General features: G+C 41.5%; 14 protein-coding genes. 5 read left to right on the plus strand and 9 right to left on the minus strand.

The annotated features are described in order from the left end of the window. The first annotated feature begins 7 nt into the window (after positions 1-7). Complete coding sequence (locus PGR74_RS03495) at positions 8-622, plus strand: lipid-A-disaccharide synthase N-terminal domain-containing protein (protein WP_041503218.1); 615 nt, start codon at positions 8-10, stop codon at positions 620-622. 4 nt (positions 623-626) lie between these two features. Here PGR74_RS03495 and PGR74_RS03500 read toward each other — a convergent pair whose 3' ends face one another. Further along, positions 627-2,168, minus strand: a complete 1,542-nt coding sequence (locus PGR74_RS03500; RefSeq protein ID WP_041503219.1) for an ArnT family glycosyltransferase — start codon at positions 2,166-2,168, stop codon at positions 627-629. Positions 2,169-2,354: 186 nt separating this feature from the next. Here PGR74_RS03500 and PGR74_RS03505 point away from each other — a divergent pair, with 186 nt between their 5' ends. After that, complete coding sequence (locus tag PGR74_RS03505) at positions 2,355-3,992, plus strand: ArnT family glycosyltransferase (protein WP_041505261.1); 1,638 nt, start codon at positions 2,355-2,357, stop codon at positions 3,990-3,992. Between the two features lie 2 nt (positions 3,993-3,994). On the opposite strand, the gene PGR74_RS03510 is transcribed toward PGR74_RS03505, so the two are convergent. The 8 genes from PGR74_RS03510 to PGR74_RS03545 form a co-directional block, all read right to left on the minus strand. Further along, positions 3,995-4,615 (minus strand): HAD family hydrolase, encoded by a 621-nt coding sequence (locus PGR74_RS03510; protein ID WP_052634551.1) that lies wholly within the window; start codon positions 4,613-4,615, stop codon positions 3,995-3,997. Between the two features lie 86 nt (positions 4,616-4,701). Further along, the gene (locus PGR74_RS03515; RefSeq protein ID WP_262509255.1) at positions 4,702-5,367 is read right to left on the minus strand and encodes an HAD family hydrolase; all 666 of its coding nucleotides are present in this window, start codon (positions 5,365-5,367) and stop codon (positions 4,702-4,704) included. Positions 5,368-5,432: 65 nt separating this feature from the next. Continuing rightward, the gene (gene tsf, locus PGR74_RS03520) at positions 5,433-6,251 is read right to left on the minus strand and encodes a translation elongation factor Ts (protein ID WP_041503481.1); all 819 of its coding nucleotides are present in this window, start codon (positions 6,249-6,251) and stop codon (positions 5,433-5,435) included. Positions 6,252-6,330: 79 nt separating this feature from the next. Beyond that, positions 6,331-7,131 carry a 30S ribosomal protein S2 gene (gene rpsB, locus PGR74_RS03525; protein ID WP_041503222.1) on the minus strand — a complete coding sequence of 267 codons (801 nt, stop codon included), beginning with the start codon at positions 7,129-7,131 and terminating at the stop codon, positions 6,331-6,333. 93 nt (positions 7,132-7,224) lie between these two features. After that, positions 7,225-7,611 carry a 30S ribosomal protein S9 gene (rpsI, locus tag PGR74_RS03530; RefSeq protein WP_041503223.1) on the minus strand — a complete coding sequence of 129 codons (387 nt, stop codon included), beginning with the start codon at positions 7,609-7,611 and terminating at the stop codon, positions 7,225-7,227. Positions 7,612-7,617: 6 nt separating this feature from the next. Further along, positions 7,618-8,073, minus strand: a complete 456-nt coding sequence (gene rplM / locus PGR74_RS03535; RefSeq protein ID WP_041503224.1) for a 50S ribosomal protein L13 — start codon at positions 8,071-8,073, stop codon at positions 7,618-7,620. A 260-nt stretch (positions 8,074-8,333) separates the two neighbouring features. Further along, on the minus strand, positions 8,334-9,125 hold the full coding sequence (locus tag PGR74_RS03540) for a DUF4249 family protein (RefSeq protein ID WP_041503225.1): 792 nt from the start codon (positions 9,123-9,125) through the stop codon (positions 8,334-8,336). Between the two features lies 1 nt (position 9,126). Then, positions 9,127-11,364 carry a TonB-dependent receptor gene (locus PGR74_RS03545; protein ID WP_041503226.1) on the minus strand — a complete coding sequence of 746 codons (2,238 nt, stop codon included), beginning with the start codon at positions 11,362-11,364 and terminating at the stop codon, positions 9,127-9,129. 120 nt (positions 11,365-11,484) lie between these two features. Between PGR74_RS03545 and hemW the strand changes: the two genes are divergently transcribed. The 3 genes from hemW to rpoN all read left to right on the plus strand — a co-directional run bounded on the left by hemW (position 11,485) and on the right by rpoN (position 15,788). Then, on the plus strand, positions 11,485-12,603 hold the full coding sequence (gene hemW / locus PGR74_RS03550; RefSeq protein ID WP_270516707.1) for a radical SAM family heme chaperone HemW: 1,119 nt from the start codon (positions 11,485-11,487) through the stop codon (positions 12,601-12,603). Between the two features lie 186 nt (positions 12,604-12,789). Further along, the gene (gene asnS / locus PGR74_RS03555; protein WP_059026855.1) at positions 12,790-14,238 is read left to right on the plus strand and encodes an asparagine--tRNA ligase; all 1,449 of its coding nucleotides are present in this window, start codon (positions 12,790-12,792) and stop codon (positions 14,236-14,238) included. A 59-nt stretch (positions 14,239-14,297) separates the two neighbouring features. Continuing rightward, positions 14,298-15,788, plus strand: coding sequence for an RNA polymerase factor sigma-54 (gene rpoN, locus PGR74_RS03560; RefSeq protein WP_041503229.1), 1,491 nt, complete (start codon positions 14,298-14,300; stop codon positions 15,786-15,788). The last annotated feature ends 7 nt before the right edge of the window (positions 15,789-15,795 follow it).

Genomic DNA, 15,795 nt, shown 5'->3' on the forward strand with positions numbered 1-15,795 from the left:
CAGCGGCATGGTATATGTCATCGGTTTTTTGGCTCAGCTATTTTTTTCGGCCCGAATATTACTGCAATGGATTTTATCAGAGAGGGCAAAACGGGTTATTTCTCCGACTATTTTTTGGCAGCTTAGTCTGGCAGGCTCCTATCTTTTGTTTATTTACGGATGGATCAGGGATGATTTCGCCATTATATTCGGGCAGTTTATTGCCTATTACATCTATATCTGGAATTTAGATAAAAAGGATCAATGGAAGAAATGGCCCAGAATAGTCCGGATTCTTTTGTTGGTAACGCCCGTCGTGGTCGTTCTTTATTTGTTAAAAGACGCCCGGGCGTTTGCAGAACAGTTTTTCAGAAATGATTCTATCCCGTTATGGTTGTTGATTTTCGGATCGTTAGGGCAAATCGTTTTTACCCTACGGTTTGTTTATCAATGGTTTTATTCCAGACACAAAGACGAATCTCTGCTCCCGTTGGGTTTTTGGGTGATTAGTTTGGTAGGTTCGTTTATCATTGTTGCTTATGCTATTTATCGGCGTGATCCCGTGTTGATTTTGGGACAATCAACAGGTTTTATCGCTTATAGCCGAAATATTTATCTCTCTTTTTCCTGCAAGGGGAATTGATTCCTCAGTTCGGTTTTTCGATGATGTAAAATTTTCCGATGACTGTATAGCGCGTTCGGGACAGCCACGCTCTTAATTCCGGTGATTTTTGAACATCCCATACTTTAATAAAAATGAGGTTTCCCCCTTTCTCGTATATGCGGAGCATCTCCTCTTTTTCTTTTATTTTAAAAAGGGGACGGTGAAGATAAACGTCCATATTTTCTCCGCTTCGAAAACGGTAAAAGTAGAGGTTTTCAATCGTACTGTTATCGATAATTTCTAAGGCTTTTTGAGATAAAGCGGAAAAGCCGAGATTCGGGTTCAGTTTCGGAAGAGCAAAGGAACTGACAAAGATAGAGATTAATAATCCTAAGGCTGTCGTTTGAATTGCCTGGTGAAGGTTATGCCGGCGTAGGCTGACGAAGGCAAACAAGGCGCTGACGAAAAGAATTCCGATGCCTGTACGGATACAGTAGAGTCTGATGAATTCGATTCGGTCGGCCAAGAAAAAGGAGATCGGAAAAGCAAGAATAAATACGACAATAGGGATGTACAGGGTAAAACGGATCCATTTCTCTTTAATTTTTGGCAGGAGCAGTATGGAAAGATAGGCGACAAAAGGATATATAGGCAGTAAATAGATATCTAATTTCGAGCTGAATAACGATAATAGAATGAATGTTGTGGCGATGACTGAAAAGAAAAGTTTTTCCTTATCCGTTGTAATAAGTCTTTTCCAAATACCTATGACCAGAATCAGGATATAGAAAAGAGACCAGGGAGCCAAAGCGTACCAAATGGTTGTTCCGTAGTACCAGAAAGGTTCTTTATGTTGGAAAGAATCTACTGCCCGGTTTATGGTTTGGTGAAACAGCAAGTCGTATAAGTAATCATACCCTCCTTCCCAGAATACGCATCCGAACCATATGACGCATAGTGTCAATAATATGGTAAATTCTTTCCATCCGAGGAATTTTCCGAATTTCCGGATCTCTTTTTTCAAGATTAAAAAAACGGCAATGGAACATACAGGGACAATAATGCCTATGGGACCTTTTGAAAAGAGGGCCATAAATATGCAGAAGGGTAACCAAAAGTGATCGGGTTTCCGGTCTTGTTCCGTGTACCGCTTGTAAAAAATATAGAGGGATAACGTGATAAACATACACATCATCATGTCCATTCTCAATACAAGGGCAGAGCCGAGAAAAAGTCCGCTGGTAAACAGTAGTAATGCTACGCTCCGGCGGGAAGACAGGGAACACTCACGGATCCAACGATCCATTATCCCTATGGTAATGAAAGCGGGAATGACCGAGAACAGGGAGAGAAGGAACATGGAATGACTGCCCCATACGATCTTGCAAAGCATAATGATCCAGAAATATAAGGGTGGCTTATCCGCGTAGATCGTTCCGTGATTATAGAATGTAAACCAATCTCCATTGCGAATGGCTTCGTCCGCGATGCTTAAATATTTTAATTCATTATTTGGTGTGAAATCTCGTAATATTAAGGCCGGTAAAACCAAAATGAATAGAAGAAAATACCGTTCTATTTTCATATTTTCCCTTTTTAGTCAGATTTAAACGACGTACAAATTTATATACTAAAATGTTTCTTTTTTGTTACGCGAATTGATTTTTTTTGCCAAAAAATATTTACGTTCATTTCTTCCTCCATTCTATCGCTTCTCTATTAATTTATTTTAAATTTGCGCTCTGACTCAAACAAATAATTATTTGGTGTTATGCAAAAAAGAGATTGGATTCATATATTGTTTATCCTTGTTGTTTGTTGGTTTGCTTTTTTCGTGAACAACGATGCGATATTTGTTGATATTATGGAGTCGCGCAACCTCGTAACAGCCCATGAGATGGAGACTTACGATAATTGGTTGGTGCCTACCATGAACGGGGAACTTCGTTTGGAGAAGCCTCCTTTACCGACGTGGATAGCGGCAGGTATTGATATGATAAGCCCGGATAATATCGCGTTACAGCGAGGGGCAGCCGGGCTTATGGCGACGATAATGGTATTTTTCCTTTATTTTTTTGCATCTGCGTTGACTCAAAATAAATTATTCGGATTATTGTCGGCGTTGGTACTTGCGACGTCGTTTAATGTGATCATGCAGGGGAGGGTAGCAACATGGGATATCTATTGTCATAGTTTTATGCTGGGTGCCATATTCTTTTTTTACCGTGGGATGGCGGCGATGCGGACGAGGTGGTGGGATTTTTGCGTGGCCGGAATATTATTAGGACTATCTTTTTTAGGAAAAGGGCCGGTTTCGTTTTATGCTCTTCTTTTACCCTTTCTGATGTCCTATTTCTTTATTTATCGTCCGAAATTCGGACATAAATTATGGCCTGTGTTACTGATGGTTTTGATTTTTATTCTGATCAGTTTCTGGTGGCCGCTCTATTTGTATGTTTTCCATAAAGACATGGCTTTATTTGTGATGGCTAAAGAGTCCACGGCCTGGATAGAGCGGAATGTTCGTCCATGGTATTATTATTGGAAATTTTTTACGGAGTCGGGTATTTGGTCTTTGTTTTTGTTAACGGGACTATGTTGGCCCTGGTTAAAACATAAAATAACCTTAAAGAAAGAGTATAGGCTGGCGATTGTTTGGACATTGCTTTCCTTGGTTTTACTTTCTTGCTTTCCGGAAAAGAAAACGCGTTATTTGTTACCGTTGCTGATACCTTCCGCTATGGTGGTTGCTCATTATGTATTATACATCTTTATAGCCGTCAAAGAAAAGAGTTTGACGAAGGGCGATAAGATCGTATTCCGGATAAATGCTTTCCTGCCCGCGATCATTGCCTTGGGAATGCCTGTTGCGTTGTATGTATTGTTTTTTCAAACCCGACAAATCGGTTGGGTCTACTATATCGTAGTCTCTTTCCTTTTTTGGTTAGTCTCTTATTCTATTTTTGTAGGAGGCATAAGGCTAAAACCTCTGAAAGTTTTTACGGGAATGGTTATTTTGTTGATTCTCGTGGAGACCTTGTTAATGAATTCGGTGGCGACGATGTTTAATAATGAGGAGATAAAAAGTATACGGGCGGTCAGGGAGATTGAAAGTATCAATAAGTTGCCTTTTTATTATCCTCAAGAGGAAGAGTTGCGGATGGAGTTGGTATATGAAGCCGGTCGCCGGATTTTGCCGTGGGATACGGGTAAAGATACGGCTATACTGGATTCGCTGCCTATCGTGCTTGTTTCCGGTCGACCGGCCGAAGATGTATTGCCCGAATCCGTACGGGAACGGGTGAAGCTTCGTTTGGTTGACGTATATGATAATAACGCCAGGAAAAAAAACACGAAGTGGCACTCTCCGAAATTTGTACGTTATGTTACGGTCATCGAAAAGAGATAAAGCTACTTATTGAATAGGAACCGAAAATCTTCGTGTGGTTGTACCGTATAGGTTTTAAGCCCGAAGGATTTACCGGTCTCTATATTTCGTGGGGAATCGTCCAGATAGAAGGTGGTTTCGGGATGAATTCCGGAGCGGCGGATTACCTCTTTGAAAATAGCGGGATCCGGCTTGGTCATTTTTAATTCGTAAGAAAGAAACAGTTCGTCGAAATAGTTTTTCCAGCTTACTCCTTCGTCCATAAAGTAGGTCTTCCGGATGTAATCCATCATGATCGGATTCGTGTTACTTAACAATAATATTTGATAATGCTCTTTTAATTGTCTCAGCATTTCCAGTTTGTACCCTGGAATACCGGCCAACATCTCCCGGTAAGCATCATCTATACTTTCGTCCGTTACAGACCTTCCGATAAGTTTTCGGACACCCTCGTGAAACTCATCGGTGCCGATTTGCCCTTGTTCTAATTGTTTGAAAACTCCTTCTTTAGGGAGGTAAATATCTAAATATTCATCAATATCTTTAAAGCCGATGGCTTGAAATGCCCGTATGCAGGCATTTTTGTCCAAATCCATCAATACCCCTCCCAGGTCGAAAATTATCGTTGTAATCCCTTTCATCATTTTTTCCCTTTTAGTATGAATGAAAGTTATACGAAGGAATATTCTTTTCAGATACGAAGAGAGAATATTTTTCTTCCGGGAATAGTCTATCTTGTGTTTAACAGAAAGTGAGCAAGTTCTTCGACATCCCGTACGATGTAGTTGGCTCCGGCTAAACTCAGTTCTTTTTGATCGCCGTATCCGTAAAGTACTCCTATGGAGTCTATTCCCGTTTTTCGAGCGCCCTCGATGTCATATTTGCGGTCTCCGATCATTACGACGTCTTCTTTATTTTCAATCGAGTTTTGCTCCATTACGAGACGAATGACTTCATCTTTATGCGAAATAGAACCGTCTAAACTACTTCCTCCTATATAAGAAAAATAGGGGGTAAGATGATAGTGATCGATTATCTGACGTGCGTAGATTGTTGGTTTGGAAGTGGCCAACATCACTTTCTTTTTTGCTTTGTTCAACTCCTTCAATAAAGATTCAATTCCCGGATACAGGTTATTTTCGTAAATTCCGATTTTTTCAAATCGTTTTCTGTAAGCCTCGATAGCCTCCATTGCCATTTTTTCATCGAATTGATAGTATTCCATGAACGATTCTTTCAGAGGTGGACCTACGAATTTTTGTAACGTATTGATATCCGTTACTTGAATGTCGAAACAGGATAAGGCATATTGTACGGATCTGGTGATGCCTGGCATGGAATCCGTGACGGTTCCGTCTAAATCCAATAATATGCAAGTGTAATTTTTCTGAGGCACGGTTATCGTTTTAGGCAAAAAAAACAGGCTGTAAAGCCTGTTTTTATATGAATTGATTCCACCAATTAAGCGTTCAGAGTGAAGCGTAAAAATCCGGTGGCGGTTAAATCTTTGTCAATACTCTTCAAGTATTCTCTTACGGACATTTTTCCGTCCTGTTCGTAAACTTGATTTAATAGAGTCGATTCTTGGAAGAATTTATTCAGACGTCCTTGTGCGATTTTATCTAACATGGCTTCTGGTTTGCCTTCTTCCCGTGCTTTTTCACGACCGATTTCCACTTCGTGATCGATGACACTCTGAGGAATATCTTCTTTATCCAATGCGACAGGAGCCATTGCAGCTACCTGCATGGCGATGTTTTTCATTGCCTGCATGTCGGCCTCTTTGTTGAATCCTACGACGGTAGCCAGTTTGTTTCCCGGGTGAATATATACAACGGAAGCTTCAGCTTCTAATTTTCCGTAATAACTTAACTCTAATTTTTCTCCGATAACACCTGTTTGTTCGGCAATCTGTTCCGCAATAGTTCTTCCATCCAATTGGAGGTTTAACAAAGCTTCTATGTTTTCCGGCATATTAGCAAGAGCTGCTTCCAGAATACGGGTAGTGAATGCGATGAAGCCTTCGTTCTTAGCCACGAAATCTGTTTCACAATTCAGTGAAACGATTACGGCTTTTTTTCCGTCGGTTTTAGCTAATACACATCCTTCTTTAGCATCTCTGTCAGCACGTTTGCTGGCAATAACCAGACCTTTTTTACGGATGATGTCTACGGCTTTGTCGAAATCACCTTCAGCTTCCTGAAGAGCGTGTTTACAATCCATCATTCCGGCGTTTGTTGCTTTACGCAACTTCATTACGTCTGCTGCTTTTATTTCCATGTTCTCTTTTTTTAATTTGTAAATGATCATTTACAGTGGCAGACTTACGATATCAATCGTAAGTCTGTAAGATCGTAAATTATTTTTCTTCTTCTGAAGCTGATTCCTCTACCTCTACTTCCTCCTGATCTTCCACTTTCTCTGCTTTTTCTACTACGGCTTTTTTGTCTCCGCCCTCTTTTTCCCGTTCCACTTTTCTTTCGGTTAGCCCTTCTTTAATAGCAGAAGCCACTTTTTCAATGATCAATGAGATGGAAGTCGAAGCATCGTCATTACAAGGTATTACGAAGTCGATACCGTCCGGATTAGAGTTCGTGTCAACCATTGCAAATACGGGGATCCCGAGGGTATTTGCCTCTTTAACAGCGATGTATTCTTTCATAACATCGACAACAAAAAGAGCAGCCGGGAGCCGGGTCAAATCGGCGATACTACCCAAGTTTTTCTCCAATTTGGCTCTTTGACGGGAGATTTGGAGTTTCTCTCTTTTTGAAAGATGATCGAAAGTTCCGTCTTTCTCCATTTTGTCGATGGTCGTCATTTTCTTCACGGCTTTCCGGATAGTGGGGAAGTTGGTTAACATACCACCCGGCCATCTTTCCGTTACATACGGCATGTTGATATTAGAAATTTTTTCGGCAACAATGTCCTTAGCCTGTTTTTTTGTTGCTACAAACAGAATTTTTCTACCTGATTTAGCGATTTGTCTTAAAGCGGCACTTGCTTTGTCCAACATAATAGCTGTTTTGTTCAGGTCGATGATGTGGATATCATTACGCTCCATAAAGATATAAGGAGCCATTTTGGGATTCCATTTACGGGTAAGGTGTCCAAAGTGACAACCTGCATTTAATAATTCGTCGAAACTTGTATTTGACATTTTTGTTTTTTTATAAAGTTTACATTCTTACATTTAATCAATTGCCGGGTAGTTCTCATTAGAAGTCCCGTCAATTTAGATACTAAACCTCCATTAACGTTTAGAGAACTGGAATCTCTTACGAGCACCCGGACGACCCGGTTTTTTACGTTCCACTTCACGCGGATCTCTGGTCATGAATCCTGCTGCTCTTAATTTTGGTTTGTCTTCGGCATTGATTTTTACCAATGCTCTGGCAATTCCTAAACGTAATGCTTCTGCCTGACCGTTGAAGCCACCTCCTCCAAGATTTACTTTGATATCGTATTGTCCGGTTACTCCTAACAATTCAAGCGGTTGTTTTACAATATATTGAAGGGTCGGCAAGGTAAAATACTCTTCCAAATTCCTTTTGTTGATCGTAATATTGCCTTTTCCCTCGCTGAGATAAACACGTGCTACTGCCGTTTTTCTTCTACCGATTGCATTAATTACTTCCATACCTTGTTATTTAAGTGAGTTTAAATCAATTACTTTTGGCTGTTGAGCCTCTTGCTTGTGCTCCGTGCCGGCGTACAAGTAAAGATTTTTCATGACAGCTCTGCCAAGGCGATTTTTCGGAAGCATTCCTTTAACAGCGTGCTCGATAATTCTTTCCGGGTGTTTTGCCAACAACTGTTGCGGTGTTGAAATTCTTTGTCCACCGGGATACTGGGTGTGTCTGATGTACTGTTTGTCGGTCAATTTCTTACCGGTTAACTGTACTTTTTCCACGTTAATGATAATTACGTTGTCTCCGCAATCAACATGAGGTGTGTAGCTGGGTTTATATTTGCCTCTTAAGAGTTTCGCAACTTTTGAAGCAAGACGTCCCAAAACCTCGTTTTCTGCGTCAATTAAAACCCACTCTTTTTTGGCGGTGGCTTTATTGACGGAAATTGTTTTGTAACTAATTTGATCCACTTCTTTTTTAATTTAAAAAATTATACTTCTGTTTGTCTTTTTTCGTGGTTTACTTTAGCATCCCTTTTCGGTGAAAACAAACGAGGTTAGTCGGGCGACTGTTGAACGTTTTCATCCTCGGGTCTGCGATGCAAGGTAAATGGCTAAGGTTCACTCCTGCATTTTTTCGAATAAACCACTCCAAAATGAGGGGCAAAATTACATAAAATTTCGGGTATACAAAAAGTTTGCGGTAAAAAGTTTGAATATGAAGCGTTTGTTTATTTGAGGGTGATGCTTTTCGTGTCTTCCGTGTAACAAGTGAAGATTCCCAAAGCTCCCTCGATATTTCCCTCTAAAGGTACCGGAGTCGTGATACTTCCCTGATTCGCGCTATTGGCTTCATTTAAGGATATCTGATAGTTATAACAATCTTTTGTGATGCGCATCAGGCTGATAAAGGCTATATCTGCCTCTGCGATTTGCGAACAGACGATACGACGTGTTATGGCAGAAGCTGATTTGTAATGACTGAGATTCAGGTAGGAAACCTCTTTTCTGAATATCGAATCGTTGGCTGAGAGCTGAAGCGTGTAAATATAGTAATTTTGAGTCGGATCTTCCGAAGTGGAAAAATGGATGCTGGCAACGTTATTTTTGATTTGATATGAATCTATTTTGATCGCTTCCGGGACGGCTGTTTGTGCTGTTATCTGATTTTTTTCGGGCGTTATTATTTTTAGATAGAGCGTGTCGTTGCCGGGTGCCAGTTTTTTTTCGCTCCCGTAATTGTAAATGAAATCCGAACCGGGGAGAGTGAAGATGACGTGTTCCATTTTGATCAGTTCGTTTGCTCGGATCGAGATATCGAATTCCGTCGAAAAGTCCGGAGCCAAATTGCCCGAGATGGGCAAAACGGGAATAGCACTCAAGGAGAAAGTTTCTTCCGGTTTGCAATAGCACTCGATAAAGTAGCCGGAAACGGTTCCCATGTTTTTTATGGGAAGATCTTCTTCCGGAATGCAGGCGTAAACGGAGAGCAAAATACCTAACAATACACTTTTTTTCTTCATGTCACCATCTTAAACGTAGCGAAATATACGGAATAAACGGCAGCATTACCTTGGATTTGGGTACGAATTTCGTCCCCGTTTGTCCCGTACGTTCCGGTCTGAAATAAATAAATGAGGGATTGGACTGGTTGTATATGTTGTACGCACCTATTGTCAATTTGAAAAAGAGATTCCGGAAATTGAACTTATAGTTGATATCTGCGTCTAATCGATGATTGTTAGGGAGTTTGTAATTGTAACGGTCTGTATAGACCGGGATAAGAACAGGATGATCCAGAATATCCGTAATGTTATGTGCGATAACCGCTCCGACGGGGAAAGTAGTGTAAACTCCCGAGGAGAACGACCAGAGTGCGTTCCATGTAAGGCGTGAAGAGAGGTTATAGGAAAAGTTGATGATGATATTGTGCTTGACGTCGTAAGGGGGATAAAAGGACTTGCCGTTATTGATCTCCTTGAATTGTCTTTTGGATTCCGATAGGGTATAGTTCGCGTGCGCGTAAAAGGCTCGGTTATTCAAGGTGAAATCTATTTCGAATCCTTTTGCGTGGCCTTTTCCTTCGATTTGGTTCTCGGTTAATGCCGTGTATTCCGTTTTTATATCGGATGCAAAATCTTTGACGTGACGCATGTCTTTATAGAAAACTCCCGCGTAGACGGATAAAATTTGACTGACGGCCTGATTTATTCCGATGGAATATTGATGGCAGATAGCCGGTTTCGAATTTTTTTCTAACGGATACCAGATGTCGATGGGGGTCTTTACCGTAAAATAGGGATAAAGACTCAGGTATTGGGCGGTCTTGGCATAGTCCATCCAAAGGGTAAAGCCTCCTCGGGTGTAGCTGATTTTAAAGCGGGGAGAGAATGTGTGTCGGAGGGTTGCTCCTTGATAAAATTGATAATTGACCCCTCCGTTAATATTAAAGTAAGGGTTTATCTGATAGATTATATCTGCATATATCTCAGATAGATTAAATGATTTATCTGAACTTTTTATTAAAAAGTTGTGGTAATCGTCCATTTTGTTTGCCGTTTCAAAGCGGGCATACTCGAATTTACCTCCGGTATTGAATTGTATCCGTTCCGAAAAGGAACGGGAGTAGGAGAGTTTTGCAAGAACCGAGTAGTGTTGGTTGCCCCCGCCCATCGGAATGCTGCCTGTGGCATCTCCTTTGCTGTAAGCAGTGTTCATTCCGACCTGTAAACTCCAGAACCGATCGGAAGATGGAGCGTAAGTGGTATTTACGATACCGGATAACGTGTGCCAATTGAATTTGTATTGGATATGGTCGCTTAGCTTCATCTTTAAATTGTCGATGGTGAATAATCCGAAAGCGTTCATGCGCCATTTGCCGGAGATTTTGGAATCTAAGCTAACCGTAACGTCGCTGAAACCATATTCCGGCATGTAGTTCGGTTCTTGTTGATCCTTGATGGTTTGGTTATATATTCTTGCGATATGTTCGAGATAAGAGGTCCTGAGAGATACGGCAAAGGAGGTCTTATTTTTTATAATCGGTCCTTGTGTCTTTATCGATGAGGAGACTAACCCTAACGTAATCTCTCCCTCGTAATTTTGTTTGTTCCCTTGTTCGGGGCGCATGTTGATATAAGACGAAAGGAAACTGTTGTATCGGGCCGGAAATCCGCTTTTGTACAAGGTCGAATTGCTGATGATGTAAGGATCGAAGGTGGAAAGAATACCGGTCAGGTGATCTGGATTGGCGATAGGCATGTCATTGATTAGAAATCCGTTTTCATTGCTGTTGCCTCCCCGTACGTATATTCCTGAATTCAAGGCATTGGTGGTAATAATTCCCGGCAGAGTAGCCAAGTATTTCATAATATCCTGTTCCCCGAGGATGGCCGGAATCCGTTCGATATTGTTCGAAGAGGCGAAGATCTTGCCGCTGGCCGGAAAACCGGTCACGATAACCTCTTTCAAGTTATTGTGTTTATTTCGTAAGACAATCACGAAGGAGGTTCGATTATTCAATAGCTTATAGGTCTCCTTTTGGTAATTCACGTGCGATAATTCGAGGGTACACGGAAGTTCGCATTCCAGCCGGAAGTGTCCGGTCGAATCTGTTGTCGTTCCTGTTTTTCCTTCCACGTAATAGATATTTACCCCTTGTACGGCTTCTCCCGCGTTGGATATCACTCTTCCCAGGATTACGGTTTGCGCCTGAAGGCAGATAGGCCCGAATAAAAATAAGAAGGTGATGAACTTAAACATGGTTTTAATTTTAACTTGCACTTCCCGCTGAATTTTACAAATGTAGCAAACAATTCATAATTCAATGTGAGAGATACGCGATAATTGTTGTTAAATTTGTCGCTTAATAAAGTTTCGTTCATGGGAATATACGTGCATATACCTTTTTGCCGAAGTAAATGTTTTTATTGTGGTTTCTACTCCGTGGCTTCCCTGCAACGGAAAGAGGAGTATGTCCGGGCATTGTGCCGGGAGGTTGAATTACGAAGGGAGTATTTGCCGTCTCGGCAGGCGGATACGCTTTACTTCGGTGGGGGTACTCCCTCTTATTTAGAGGTGAATGAATTGGAGAGAATCGTGAGGGAGGTAGAGTCCTGTTGGACGTTTTCTCCCGATTCCGAGCGTACATTGGAGGCTAATCCCGAAGATGTTACTGTTGAAAAGCTGAGGTTTTGGAAAGAGGTGGGGTTTAATCGTCTAAGTATAGGTGTACAGTCTTTCGACGATAAGGTTCTGAAACAGATCAACCGGACTCACTCGGCTCGCCGGGCGGAAGAGGCGGTGTGCCGGGCTGCTGATTGCGGATTTGAAAATATCGGAATTGATTTGATTATCGGTCTGCCCGGAAGTACCTCTTCGGATGTGGAGCATCATCTGAAAATACTTGAAAATCTGCCGGTTTCCCATGTTTCGGTTTACCTGTTGAGTATCGACTCCAATACCGTTTTCGAACGCTTGGCGGCCCGCGGTAAATTTGTTCCTTTGGATGATGACTGCTTGGCCGAACAGTATCTTTTGGTTTCCGATTACTTGAAGCATATCGGTTTCGAGCATTACGAAATATCTAATTTTGCTAAAGAACGTAAATATTCGAAACACAATACTTCTTACTGGATGCAACGTCCTTACCTCGGATTGGGGGCGGCGGCCCACTCTTATGACGGGGATTCCAGGCAATGGAATGCGGCTCATTTGAAAAAATATATGGATGCTTTGCAGGAAAATCGGTTGTATTTCGAGCGGGAAGAGTTAAGCGATAGGGACAAGTATAATGAATGTATAATGACGCGTTTGCGTACGATGTGGGGGTTGGACATAAAGCGGCTTGAACGGGAGTACGCCGTTTATTGGAACCGGGTAAAACACAAGTTACCTGTTTGGAGGGAAAGCGGACTTTTAGAGATAGAGAATAATATAATTCGGTTGTCTCCCCGGGGATGGCTGGTCTCTGACGGAATTTTTAGCGAGCTGTTTATTTGAAACGAGAAAAATTCCTTCTTTTCGTGGAGAATATTATAGACTTATAACGGGTTTGGAGACGGAACTTTTTAGGATATGAATCTAAGAGGTATCTATTTGTGAATTGATGCTTAATTTATTATTTTTGCCCATCCGTGTTTCGGGTGGAACATGGTGTAGATAAAATGATAATGGTGTAAATGTAAGATGATGGACACAAAAAAACGATTAATCAAAGAGCTGTTACAGTCTGAAGATTGTGACAAAGAAGTCGAGGTAAGTGGTTGGGTTAGAACCAAACGCGGTAATAAACAGGTTAATTTTATAGCCTTGAATGACGGCTCTACGATAAATAATATACAGATTGTCGTGGAAATGAATAATTTCCCGGAGGAGTTAGTGAAAAAAGTGACAACGGGAGCCGCTATTCATGTAAAAGGAATGCTGGTAGAGAGTACCGGAAGCGGTCAATCTTACGAAATACAGGCAAAGGAGATAGTTGTTTTGGGAGAAGCGGATCCGGATAAATTTCCGATTCAACCCAAAAAGCATTCGTTGGAGTTTTTGCGAGAGGTTGCTCATTTGCGCTTCCGGACCAATATTTTCGGTGCTGTTTTTCGCATTCGCCATGCTATGGCTTTTGCGATACATCAATATTTTAATAATCATGGCTTTTATTATTTACATACGCCTTTGATTACCGCATCAGATTGTGAAGGTGCTGGTGAAATGTTCCGGGTAACGACCCTCGATCCGAAGAACCCGCCTTTGACCGAAGGGGGCGAGGTCGATTTTAAACAGGATTTTTTCGGTAAATCGACAAATTTAACCGTAAGTGGGCAGTTAGAGGGAGAATTAGGAGCTATGGCTTTGGGGAAAATATACACGTTCGGACCGACGTTTCGTGCTGAAAACTCCAATACGACTCGTCATCTGGCAGAGTTCTGGATGGTCGAGCCGGAGGCTGCTTTCTATGATTTGAAAGATAACATGGATCTGGCGGAAGATTTCTTAAAATATTTGATTCGTTACGCTTTGGAACATTGTATGGATGATCTTCAGTTCTTGAGTAAGCGTCTTCAGGACGAGGAGAAAGACAAGAAAGCGGAGGATCGTTCCATGGAGTTGATTGAAAAATTGCAATTCGTACTGAATCATGATTTCGAACGGGTTACTTATACGGAAGCCATTGATATTTTGAAAAATAGCAAGCAAAACAAGAGTGGTAAATTCCAATACCCGATAACGGGGTGGGGAGTGGATCTACAAAGCGAACACGAACGTTATTTGGTTGAGAAGCACTTCAAACGTCCGGTTATTTTGACAGGCTACCCGAAGGAGATAAAGGCTTTTTATATGAAGCAGAACCCGGATGGAAAAACCGTGGCGGCAATGGATGTGCTTTTCCCGCAGATCGGAGAGATTATTGGTGGGTCCCAACGGGAAGAAGATTACGATAAATTGGTGACAAGAATGAAAGAGGTGGGGATTCCCGTGGAAAGTATGAGCTGGTATCTGGATACCCGTCGCTTTGGTTCTGCCGTTCATAGCGGATTTGGCTTGGGATTCGAACGTCTATTACTTTTTGTGACCGGAATGGGAAATATTCGTGACGTGATACCCTTCCCGCGGACACCGAAAAGTGCAGAATTTTAATACAGGAAGAGATTCAATCGTTATTTGAATCTCTTTCATTACAACAACGATGAAGAGAGATGCTAAAGCAGAATTTACAACAAAAATTGGGATTGAAAATAAATCCGTTGCAGATTCAGTTGATAAAACTGCTGGAGCTTCCCACTTACCAATTGGAGCAAAGAATAAAGGAGGAATTGGAATCGAATCCCTTGTTGGATCTGGGGGAAGAAGAGCAACAGGAGCACGAGGAGGAGTATAGGGAAGAGAGCGAAGAGGAGTATGATCAGGCTTCCGAGGAGGAGGAAGATCACGATACGGTCGAGGATGAATTTTCTTTGGATGATTACCTGAGTGACGATGATGACATTCCCGATTATAAGCTGTCTGCTTCCAATGTTTCCAAAGACGATGACGGACGGGATTTTGTGTTGTCCGGAGGAATCTCTTTTCGAGAGAACTTAATCGCTCAACTGGGGGTAAAGCCATTGAGCGAGATGGATCGTAAGATTGCGGAATACATCATCGGCAATATGGATGAGGATGGTTATTTGCGACGGGATATTGAAAATATCGTGGATGATTTGGCCTTTGGTGCCGGGATAGAGATTGATGAAGAAAAAGTGCTACGTCTATTGCATATCGTGCAGGAGTTTGAACCGGCAGGAGTAGGGGCACGAGATTTACGGGAGTGTTTATTGCTGCAAATAAAACGACGTTTGGCAGGGAATCCGACTCCCTCGTTACGTCATGCACAGATGATTTTGGAAAATTTCTTTGAGGAGTTTTCCAAAAAACATTATGAAAAGATTACCAAACGTATGCGGCTTTCGGATAAAGAGTTGAGAGAGGCTATCGATGAGATTTTAAAGTTGAATCCTAAGCCGGGAGGACAGGTGTCGGATTCGGTTAATTCCGGTTCTGAAAAAATTATTCCGGATTTTAATTTGGATATTGTAGATGGTGAGTTGCAGCTGAGCCTTAATTCTGGAGATGTTCCGGAATTGAGATTAAACAAGTCTTATCTGAATCTATTGGAGAAATATCAGAAAAGTGCTACTTCGAAAGAAAAAAAAGATGTGGTTTCTTTTGTGAAGTATAAATTGAATTCGGCTCGTTCGTTTATCGATGCCGTAGAGCAGCGTAATAATACCCTCATGCTGACAATGACTGCTATTGTTCAATTTCAGAAACAATTCTTTTTGACCGGTGATGAAAGTCGCTTGAAACCTATGATTTTGCGGGATATTGCAGATATTACGGGATTAGATGTTTCGACCATTTCCAGGGTATCCAATTCGAAGTATGTACAAACATGGTTTGGAATATATTCGTTAAAACAATTCTTTTCGGGGAGTATGCCTACCAATAGCGGGGAAGAGGTGAGTACCGGAGAGATTAAAAACGTATTGAAGGAGATTGTAGACCAGGAAAACAAACGTAAACCGTTTACGGATGACGAGTTGGTTGAATTAATGAATAAGAAGGGATATCAAATAGCCAGGCGTACGGTTGCCAAGTACAGGCAGCTATTGGATATTCCGGTTGCCCGTTTAAGACGGGAAGTATAACTTAACA

It is taken from the genome of Sanguibacteroides sp. AM78-02pH3A (assembly GCF_027666085.1).
Lineage (GTDB): Bacteria > Bacteroidota > Bacteroidia > Bacteroidales > Marinifilaceae > Gabonibacter > Gabonibacter massiliensis.

Coding starts and splice junctions, on each gene's coding strand:
- PGR74_RS03500 (WP_041503219.1), bottom strand. CDS start 2,168: ATGAAAATAGAACGGTATTTTCTTCTATTCATTTTGGTTTTACCGGCC.
- PGR74_RS03510 (WP_052634551.1), bottom strand. CDS start 4,615: ATGATGAAAGGGATTACAACGATAATTTTCGACCTGGGAGGGGTATTG.
- asnS (WP_059026855.1), top strand. CDS start 12,790: ATGATGGACACAAAAAAACGATTAATCAAAGAGCTGTTACAGTCTGAA.
- PGR74_RS03495 (WP_041503218.1), top strand. CDS start 8: ATGGTATATGTCATCGGTTTTTTGGCTCAGCTATTTTTTTCGGCCCGA.
- hemW (WP_270516707.1), top strand. CDS start 11,485: ATGGGAATATACGTGCATATACCTTTTTGCCGAAGTAAATGTTTTTAT.
- PGR74_RS03545 (WP_041503226.1), bottom strand. CDS start 11,364: ATGTTTAAGTTCATCACCTTCTTATTTTTATTCGGGCCTATCTGCCTT.
- rpoN (WP_041503229.1), top strand. CDS start 14,298: ATGCTAAAGCAGAATTTACAACAAAAATTGGGATTGAAAATAAATCCG.
- rpsI (WP_041503223.1), bottom strand. CDS start 7,611: ATGGAAGTAATTAATGCAATCGGTAGAAGAAAAACGGCAGTAGCACGT.
- tsf (WP_041503481.1), bottom strand. CDS start 6,251: ATGGAAATAAAAGCAGCAGACGTAATGAAGTTGCGTAAAGCAACAAAC.
- rpsB (WP_041503222.1), bottom strand. CDS start 7,131: ATGTCAAATACAAGTTTCGACGAATTATTAAATGCAGGTTGTCACTTT.
- PGR74_RS03540 (WP_041503225.1), bottom strand. CDS start 9,125: ATGAAGAAAAAAAGTGTATTGTTAGGTATTTTGCTCTCCGTTTACGCC.
- PGR74_RS03505 (WP_041505261.1), top strand. CDS start 2,355: ATGCAAAAAAGAGATTGGATTCATATATTGTTTATCCTTGTTGTTTGT.